This window comes from Empedobacter sp. UBA7620 (assembly GCF_002484185.1).
Taxonomy (GTDB): domain Bacteria; phylum Bacteroidota; class Bacteroidia; order Flavobacteriales; family Weeksellaceae; genus Empedobacter; species Empedobacter falsenii_C.
The window spans coordinates 1-10,175 of sequence record NZ_DLJI01000016.1 but is presented as its reverse complement, the minus strand read 5'-3'; the positions used below and the strand labels follow the sequence as shown (position 1 = coordinate 10,175).

At 32.0% G+C, this 10,175-nt stretch carries 4 protein-coding genes and 1 pseudogene; 3 read left to right on the top strand and 2 right to left on the bottom strand.

Annotated elements, in window-relative coordinates; genetic code table 11:
- Positions 1–1,788 precede the first annotated feature (1,788 nt).
- From B2217_RS02600 to B2217_RS02590, 3 genes are all read left to right on the top strand, one after another.
- Positions 1,789–4,767, top strand: a complete 2,979-nt coding sequence (locus tag B2217_RS02600) for a SusC/RagA family TonB-linked outer membrane protein (protein WP_280046342.1) — start codon at positions 1,789–1,791, stop codon at positions 4,765–4,767.
- A 10-nt stretch (positions 4,768–4,777) separates the two neighbouring features.
- Positions 4,778–6,166 carry a RagB/SusD family nutrient uptake outer membrane protein gene (locus B2217_RS02595; RefSeq protein WP_280046341.1) on the top strand — a complete coding sequence of 463 codons (1,389 nt, stop codon included), beginning with the start codon at positions 4,778–4,780 and terminating at the stop codon, positions 6,164–6,166.
- Between the two features lie 1,645 nt (positions 6,167–7,811).
- Positions 7,812–8,750: an alpha/beta hydrolase family protein gene (locus B2217_RS02590; protein ID WP_422653374.1), complete on the top strand. Its 939-nt coding sequence runs from the start codon at positions 7,812–7,814 to the stop codon at positions 8,748–8,750.
- 48 nt (positions 8,751–8,798) lie between these two features.
- On the opposite strand, the gene B2217_RS02585 is transcribed toward B2217_RS02590, so the two are convergent.
- Complete coding sequence (locus tag B2217_RS02585) at positions 8,799–9,083, bottom strand: DUF6520 family protein (protein WP_180906552.1); 285 nt, start codon at positions 9,081–9,083, stop codon at positions 8,799–8,801.
- Positions 9,084–9,155: 72 nt separating this feature from the next.
- Positions 9,156–10,175: pseudogene (locus B2217_RS02580) on the bottom strand (hypothetical protein); the annotation flags it as partial.

Below are 10,175 nucleotides of genomic sequence, written 5' to 3'. Positions count from 1 at the left end.
TTTGTAATCACATACTCTGTTGACACAGACTTTGCATTAAGGTAAAAGTTAGAAGAAAAAAAATAGAAAGATTCTGCACTTCGAGTGCCTCAGTGACCGTGTTATTAGTGAATTTAAATAAAAATAAAAACATAAAAAATATAAGAATATAGACTCACATCTCATCCCCCGAAGACACCCTAAGAAGAAAGTAAATGATCTTCATAAAGTAATTAGTGTTAATTTTTAGTTTTCATTTATTAATGTAATTTTTAAAACCAGTTGGAGGGGGAATTTTGGGTGTAACTTAAAAAGTAGTATGAAAACAGTATTTATTCATTTTTATTCATGAGTTATTATTGTTTTCATATGAATACCGATAATTAAAATAAACATTGAATGAATAAAAAATGAAAATTAGAAATAAGTAGTACCTGAGCCACACCGTGACTCCTCCTTTTAATTTCAAATGTTGTCAAAAGTGAATTTGAATATTAAAAAAAGAATGATAAAAATCCGACGATTTAGAATCGAAATGCAATTCAATTCTAAATTATTGGAATAAAAAAAGTTGGAGTGTTTGAGTGGAGCGAGTTGCCAACTTTATGAAAATAATTTAGTTAGTTGAATCATTGAGAGACTACTGTCGGCATCTTTTTTTGTTTCGTTTTTTTGGATGAGCAAAAAAATGAAAAATAAAGAAAAGACATTTCGATACTATTTTCTTTTTCTATGAAACGAAAATCACTCAATGTGACAGCAAGAAAGAATAAAACGTTAAGCGTAGAACGCAAAACTTAATAAAAACCCCTTTCCCAAAAACAAAGTTGGCGCGATGTACTGGAAAAGGAGTGGCTTTTAAAACTAATGTTGAATTTTAAAAAACTTATGTAAAATTATGAAAAAGTAAACAGATTCACACTCTATCCCCCGAAGACACCCTAAGAAGAAAGTAAATGATCTTCATAAAGTGATTAGTGTTAATTTTTAGTTTTCATTTATTAATGTAATTTTTAAAATTGTTGGAGGGGGATATTTTTAGCAAGAATATAGGATAAAAGTGGACGAGCGCACGCGCGCATGAAAATAGAGATGAAATTCTAAATTGAATTTTCGATAATTAGAAGTTCTCTATTTATTGCTTTTTGCTTGATCAAAGGTAATCAAAAGTTATTCATATGATTTATTATTATTTTAAGGTATTCATGAATGCAAAGCATTACAAGTCTGTGCTTACAAGTCGGTCAATAATGGCTACTCGCTAAATGCTTTAGATCATTCGCATATAAAATGCGAACAGTAAATCATTTTTAACGCTCTTTACGCCGAATTGACACTCGACTTTTCAGCAAGGACGAGTTTAGAATTCGTTGTAGTAAGTGAATTTGAATATTAAAAAAAGAGTTAAAAATCCGACGATTTAGAATCGAAATGCAATTCAACTCTAAATTATTGGAATAAAAAAGTTGGAGTGTTTGAGTGGAACGAGTTGCCAACTTTATGGAAATAATTTATTTAGTTGAATCATTGAGAGACTACTGTCGGCATCTTTTTTTGTTTCGTTTTTTTGGATGAGCAAAAAAATGAAAAGAAGAGATTCTTCGACAGGCTCAGAATGACAAAGTCCGTAATACTTAATAAAACCTATGTTTCTATTGTGGTTAAAGATAGAATTGATAACAAAACGTTAAGCGTATAACGTAAAATATAACAAAAAACCCCTTTCCCAAAAACAAAGTTGGCGCGATGTACTGGAAAAGGAGTGGCTTTTAAAACTAATGTTGAATTTTAAAAAACTTATGTAAAATTATGAAAATATTTTACTTTAAACTCAATAGACATACAATAAGTGTGCTATTGGGATTGGTTTGTGCTACACCCCTATTTGCACAAACAGGAAAAACCGTGACTGGAACGGTGAAAGATCATAACCATTTGCTCTCTGGTGTGGTAGTAACAGAAGAAGGTACACAGAATAGTGTGCAAACTGATGCGAATGGATACTATTCGCTAATCTTAGAGCATGATGATGCAAAGCTTACTTTTGAGCAATTGGATTTCCCTATTCGTGAAGAAGAGGTATTGAATAGAAGTGTGATAAATGTGAGTTTCATAAAAGAAGATGACGGGATTCAGCTAAAAGATGTGGTGATAAATGCGGGGTACTATGCTGTAAAAGACAAAGAACGTACGGGGTCTATTGCTCGTGTAACAGCTAAGGAAATAGAGAATCAGCCCGTGAATTCTGTTTTAGATGCTTTGCAAGGTCGTGTTCCTGGTTTAGAGATTACACCAACTTCTGGAGTGGCTGGTGGCGGTTATACCATTCGGATAAGAGGCCAAAATAGTATTGCTGCGGGGAATAACCCTCTATTTATAGTAGATGGTGTTCCATTTGATACCAATTCGATGGGAGATAACGCAACAAGTGGAGGAATACTCATGTATTCGTCTATAAATCCTTTAAATTATATCGATCCACAATCTATAGAATCTATCGAAGTTTTGAAAGATGCTGATGCTACTGCTATTTATGGATCACGGGGAGCCAATGGTGTACTATTGATTACCACTAAGAAAGGAAAAGCAACTAAAACAAGTATTTCTATAGATGCTTCTACCACTATTATTAACCCTACTAAGTTTCCTAAACTACTTAATACAGAACAATATCTAGAAATAAGGAAAAAAGCCTTTGCAAATGATGGTGTAACGACATATCCTACGACAGCCTATGACATAAATGGAACATGGGATCTGACCAGATATACAGATTGGCAAAAACTACTTATTGGAAATACAGCTTTCAATCACACCATTCGTACGTCTATAAATGGTGGGAATGAGCAAACTAATTTTATGATAGGTGCCAATGTAATGAAAGAGTCTTCTGTTTTCTATGGTAATTATGCGTACAATAAATTCAGCTTTTTTTCGACACTAAACCATAAAACAGCGAATAACAAACTAATATTGCAATGGACAACTAATTATGGACAGGATAATAACTATTTACCTGTACAAGATTTGACAAGAATTGCAAGAACACTTGTTCCAAATGCTCCGCGGTTGTTTAATGAAGATGGTAGCTTAAACTGGGAAAACAATACTTGGACAAATCCACTTGCGGCACTGAATGCTAGTTACCGCAATAATACGCGTAATCTAAATACAAATCTAAATACAAGTTATCTGTTGATGGATAATATTGTTTTACGATCTAATGTAGGATACAATCGATCAGATTTGGATGATGCTCAACTTAATCCACATACCATTCGCAATCCTTCTTTTGGTGCTACAAGTCAACAATCTAACATAACTAAAAATTCTGGGCAACATGAAGGGTGGTTAATAGAACCCCAATTGGATGCTAATTTTAATTTAACTGCTTCGAGTAAACTAAGTGTATTAATTGGTGGGACTTTGAATAGCCAAACAACAACTAAGTTGGTGATTATGGCAAGTGGTTTTACAGACAACCAGTTAATGAATGTATTAAGCGCTGCTAAAAATGTGACGATATACAAGGATACTGAAGAGCAGTATAAATATGCAGCTCTGTATGGAAGAGTAAATTATAATCTGCACGAAAAATACTTTTTCAACTTAACGGGACGACGAGATGGATCGAGCCGATTTGGTCCTAATCATCGTTTTGCAAATTTTGGTGCAGTTGGTGCTGCTTGGCTTTTTTCTAAAGAAAGTTTTCTACGTGAGGTATCATGGTTGAGTTTTGGGAAATTGAGAGGAAGCTATGGGGTAACAGGAAATGATCAAATTGGAGATTATCAATACCTAAACACCTATAACATCAGTCAGAATGGGTATGATGGGAATATACTATTGACAACAGCACGTTTGTATAATCCTGATTTTTCGTGGGAGAAAAATAAAAAGTTGGAATTTGCTTTAGAAACCGCATTCCTAAAAAATAGAATTAACCTAACACTGAATTATTATCAAAACCGATCAAGCAACCAATTGGTTGGCTATAGTTTACCGACTATAACAGGTTTTACCTCTATACAAGCGAATTTGAATGCTGTTGTAGAAAATAAAGGTTGGGAAATGGATTTGCAAGTTGTTCCTATAAAATCTGCTAAATTCAACTGGTCAACTTCTTTTAATCTTACTATTCCTAAAAATAGATTGGTGGCATTTGATGGTTTAGAAAACAGCACCTATGCAAATACATATGTGATTGGAAAATCATTGAACAGCAAGAAAATGTATCATTTTGAAGGCATTAATCCATCTACTGGTTTGTATGAGTTTACAGATTATAATGGTGATGGAAAGATAACCGCCATAGAAGATAAACAACAAGTTGTATCATTAGATCCTTCTTTTTATGGTGGATTCTCCAATTCTGTTTCGTATGAAAACTTTAATATCGAGCTCTTTTTTCAATTTGTCAAGAAAAAAGGATTTAATGAATTCTATAGCTATGCTATGCCAGGTACAATGAGTAATCAGCCTTTTTCTGTGGTAAATGGGAATTTACAAAATTACTCGAGCGGAGCAAATCAAGCAGCTAGTATTGCCTATTCTAATTACAATAGTAGCGATGCAATGATAACGGATACATCTTTTATTCGGTTAAAAAATGTGTCATTGTCTTATAAACTTCCTCTAAGTAAAAATCAATCCAATCAATATGTGATTTATGCTCAAGGTCAGAACTTATGGACATGGAGTAAGTATAAATATGGTGATCCTGAACAAAACACGGGGTACCTACCTTCTTTGAGAAGAATTTCGATAGGGTTTAAAGCTAATTTTTAATGACACAATTATGAAAAAATATCAAAACATAGTAAGCTATTCTTTGTTCGTTTTCCTAATAGGAAATACGATAATAAGTTGTGAGAATTTTGTGGAATTGGATTCTCCAAAAGGACAATTGAACCAAACAGATGTATTTGAAACAAACCAAACAGCGCAAGCCGCCGTTACCACTTTATATGCACTTTTACGTGATAACAGCTTAATTGCTGGTAATTTATCTAGTGCTGGTTTTTACATGGGAATATATTCAGACGAGTTGGATAGTTATGCTACTGCTAATAGCGGTACGGATTTATTTTACAAACATCAAATTATCTCTACAAATGATGGTGTTAAAGGGATTTGGACAAATTCCTATAAAGTAATATACGAATGCAATGCGGTAATAGAAGGAGTAGAAAAATCAAAAGGATTGACCAATGAGCAAAAGAGACAATACAAAGCGGAAGCTGTATTTATTCGCTCGTTAACCTATTTCTATTTAACCAATTTATTTGGAGATATTCCATTTATTACGACAACAGATTATATGATTAATCAGAAAAGTTCAAAAACAAATCATCAAAATATACTTCTTAAAATCGAAGAAGATCTTATTGAATCTAAACAACAATTAGGTGAGCTTACATCGGTTACAAGTAACCTTAGGGCGAACAAATATAATGTTACAGCATTATTAGCACGTCTATACATCTACCAAGAGAAATGGGAAAAAGCTGAAAGCGAATCAACTGAATTGATCAATTCTGGAAAATTCCAGTTAGAGAGTGATTTGAATAAAGAGTTTTTGAAAGAAAGTAGTTCTACACTATTTCAATTAAAAGCTAAAGTAGAAGGTGGAAATTCTAATGAAGGTGGTATTTACATTTTTGAAGCTGGTCCTCCTCCTAATGCATCTTTATCCCCTCACCTATTTGAATCTTTTGAGCCAACTGATTTGAGAAAACAACAATGGACAAAACAAATTACTACTAATGGGAAAAATTGGGTAATGCCCTTCAAATACAAAGAGAAGTATGCGACAACAACAAGTAAAGAATATACCATAGTTTTTAGACTTGCTGAACAGATTTTAATTCGAGCTGAAGCACGATTGAGATTAGGCAACTTGAATGGATCAAAAGAGGATATAAATAGTATTCGAAAAAGAGCTGGATTAACGCCTATCACAACTTCATCTTCTCAAGATATTTTTGAAGCTATTGTAACGGAACGTCAACATGAATTATTTACAGAACATGGCCATCGTTGGTTTGATTTGAAACGATGGAAATTGGCAGATCAAGTCTTAAGTCCGATAAAAGCAAATTGGAAAGCAACTGATGTATTATTACCAATTCCGGAAGCTGAACTCTTAATTAATCCAAATTTGTTACCACAAAACCAAGGCTATTAAGAAGTTGTAGTATACAATACAACATCATAAAAGCCATTCATACAAACATCGCAATTAGTACCAATGGAAAAAATAAGTAAAATAATATTCCTCATCCTGTTGGGATTTATTCTCTCGACCTACAACGTCTTTGGTCAAGAGATAAATAAGAAAAAATATACACATGATTTAGACAGTATATGGTCTACTAATACAACAATTCGTAATATAAGTGCTAACGGAAATTGGATTGAAACCTCTGAATCATTTTTAGGTAAGAATATCATTCGATTATTTCATCCTTCAACCTCAAATGTCATAGAAAGAGAAAATACAAAAAAGAGTTTATTTTCTAATAACGAACATTTTGCAATACTTTTAAGTGAAAACAAACTTGAAATAATCAATTTAAGAAATTCGAAAAGCGTTCTTGTGTTGAATAAACCAATTCGAAAAGTAGAATTTGACGCAACAAATCAACAGCTTGCCTATTTAACAACTGATGATGTTTTGATGTTATTCGATACCAAAACAGAAAATTACGTTACAAAGCATAATGTTTCCAGCTTTAGTTGGAGCCCTACTTCATCTACCTTGGCAATTCTTTCTAAGGATGGAAAAACAGTCAGTTTTTATACCTCAAAATTAGAGGCTATTGATCAGCTATCAAGTGACACAGGTACATACATTTTTAATGATCGATCTCCTCTAAATAATTGGAGTAAAAATGGACAGTATTTTTCATTTCTTGAAAAAGAAAATGAAAAGAGAAAAATAGTTCGTTATGCATTCCAAACAAAAAGGGTGAATTTGATCAATGTAGAAAATTGGTTGAAAATAAATCCTTCTTATCATTTTATGGATGAATCTATTCGTGTATTAGCGGATGGAAAGTATATTGAATTTCAACTAAATGAAAAAAGTACCGAAGATTCTTTAAAAGGAATTGAGAAGTGGTCTACCAACGATACGTGGGATTATCTTAAAGATAAAAGAATAAAAATACAGGATGCGTATAAACGATTAATTTGGTCTGTAGGTGAGCACAATACTGTTATGGAAATAAAAGGAAAACAATTTTCTCTTGATAATCATGTCCCTTTTGCTTTGACATTTGATAGAAAACAGTATGAACCACAATATAGATATTTTGAGATTGCAGATGTTTATTTAAATGATTATCAATCAAAAAAATCATATAAAATAATTGATAGTCTCTATACCAATCCTAATTTTATTTCTGTTTCACCAAATGGGGAGTACATTGCTTATTTTAAAATGAACCATTGGAATTTGTATGATGTAAAAAAGCAAACGTATAAGAAACTAACAACAGTTCTTTCTCAAGATTTTTATGATAGAACTAAAGCAGATACTGACAAACCACCTTTTGATCAGCCCTATTGGTCAGAGGATGGTAAATCTATTCTACTAACCTCAACCTATGATTTGTGGCAATTTAGTATAGATAAAAATGAAGTAAAGCAAATCACCTTTGGAGAACAAAAAGAAGAGTATAATCGTTTGGCATCTATTAATTTAACGAACTCATCAAATCGTAGTATTGACATGAATAAACCACTGATTATTAAACTCCATAAAGATGATCAGTCACATGGAATAGCGATTTTAAAAAAGGGAAAAGTGATACATTCTTTTAGTACGGATGCCGAAATCAATCAAATTTACAGTGATAGCAACAAAAATAAATTGTATTATAGAAAAGCAAAATACAATGAANNCAATTCATGAACTTTCCACTAATCATACAACGCGTCTTGTTTACCAAAGTAACTCTAAGATAAGTGAATACGACTTAGGTTTTTCTAAAAATATAAACTATACATCTATAAATGGAAACGTGATGAATGGGGCTCTTTTATACCCTTCTCAGTACGATTCAACCAAAACATATCCTATGGTTGTATACATCTACGAAAATATATCGAAAAAAGTAAATGATTTTGTTATTCCTACATTATACTCCAAAGATGGATTTAATATTCTTAATTACATTACAAAAGGGTACTTTGTTTTGTTACCTGATATAGAATATAAAATTGGTAACCCAGGTAGTTCTGCTTTGGTAAGTGTAGAAAATGCAGTAAAAAAAGCAGTTGAACTGTCGACAATTGATCAAAAAAGAATTGGTTTAATAGGACATTCATTTGGTGGATATGAAACAGCCTTTATTGCTACACAGTCAAAATTGTTTAGAACCGCTATTGCTGGGGCTGCTGTGACTGATTTAGTTAGTTTTTACCATGATATTAGTGTTTCATTTTCCACTAATCAATTGTGGAGATTAGAAAGTTTTCAGTTCCGTATGGGAGATAGTTTCTATAATTTAAAAGATCAATATTACAAAAACTCGCCTCTGTATCATGTCGAAAAACTAAAAATACCTTTATTACTTTGGACAGGAAAAAAAGACACCAATATTAATGCTAATCAAAGTACTTATTTATTTATGGCTATGAATCGATTAAGAAAAGAAGGAGAAATGTTATTGTTTGATGATGAAGAACATACTTTAACAAAAAAACAAAATCAAGTTTTTCTATCGAACTCAATTTTAAATTGGTTTGATACGTATTTAAAATAAAAGAACGGAGCATAATGCTCCGTTCCTATTTAAATTAAACTTAAATATTTATTGACGATATAAAGGAATCGTACAAGATGTTTCTGATGAATCTCTCAATTCAAAAACATCTTGTTCATTTCCAATTTCACCAATAGTACATGGTATGCTCCCCGTTAAATTACAATCTACCTTTACTTCATCACAATGATTCGTTGCAGAATTGTAAATATATCCTGTCATAGCTTCTTCTTCACTATTTTGAGAAGTTTTACTTTCAGTGGCAAATGCAAAAGCAACAGCCATCATTCCTACCCCAATAGGTAGCGCTTTTTTTAGAAAATTTGTTTTCATCTTGTATAATTTTAATGTGGTGACTTACTCTTTTGTACAGGTTTTCAGTCTTCCCCTGCGTTGCGCAACGATTTATTTTCTTTTGTTATAGATATAAAGTTCATGATCTACAATTGCAAATATTTTGTTTTTGTAAATGGTAAAATTTCTTAGTTGCTTTTTGGGTGAATGGTAGAGGTAAAAGCTATGGGTATAGGTTTTATTCACCAAATCATATTGATCTATGACACTTGTACCTTCTATTTTTTGTTCGAAATTGCCTAGTCGATCAGTCGATATATAGAGTTGGTTACCATAAATAGAGGCTAATTTGTTTACAAGTAAGGTTTGTGGACCTAGCTTATATTGCTTTGTTTTTTTATAATAGCCTACATCGATCTGAACTTTAGAAATAGTATCAATGGTATTTCCTGTTTTCATTTCAGATAATTCAGCATCAAATTCGAGGTACTGATTTTTGTAGTAATAGACGTAGATAAACTTTTTTAATTGGGAATTCCATAGTAATGTACCATCTGACTCAAATGTACCGTCAAGTTTTTTTTCTAGACTGTTATAGTTAAGTTGAAGTTGATGCTCTGATAACAATCCCAATACATTAGCTTTTACTTTTGTACTATAAGTTGCTATTCCAAACTTAGAAGAATCTGCTACCACAAATTGATTATAATATACATCTCCTTTAGAAATGGTCTTTGCTTTCCAATCATCAATTTTACCTCGAAATAAAATACCAACCGAACCGTCTCCTAAATAAAAATAAGATGTTTGTACTTCAGTAATCACTCTTTTATAAGGCAGGTTATATTGATCAATTTCTAGTTTTATATCCTTTATTTGATTAGCCAGATAATCATACCTTTTAAGAAATAAAGGTGTTTCTGTATTGGCTAAATAGAGATAACAACTATCAATACCTGCTATATAATATCCTGTGGATTCTAAATTGAGAGTAGTTTGTTTTTCTGCTAAATGCGGAATGTATTTACGCGTAAACGCATTGTTATACTGAGATTTCTTTTCTGATAAACCATATAAAATGGTTACACTAACAATTCCAATTAAAATAAGAAAGAATTGTTGAATGATATA

Bases quoted from the DNA above. Each gene is read 5' to 3' on its own strand.
- B2217_RS02600 (WP_280046342.1), top strand. From the start codon at position 1,789: ATGAAAATATTTTACTTTAAACTCAATAGACATACAATAAGTGTGCTA.
- B2217_RS02595 (WP_280046341.1), top strand. From the start codon at position 4,778: ATGAAAAAATATCAAAACATAGTAAGCTATTCTTTGTTCGTTTTCCTA.
- B2217_RS02585 (WP_180906552.1), bottom strand. From the start codon at position 9,083: ATGAAAACAAATTTTCTAAAAAAAGCGCTACCTATTGGGGTAGGAATG.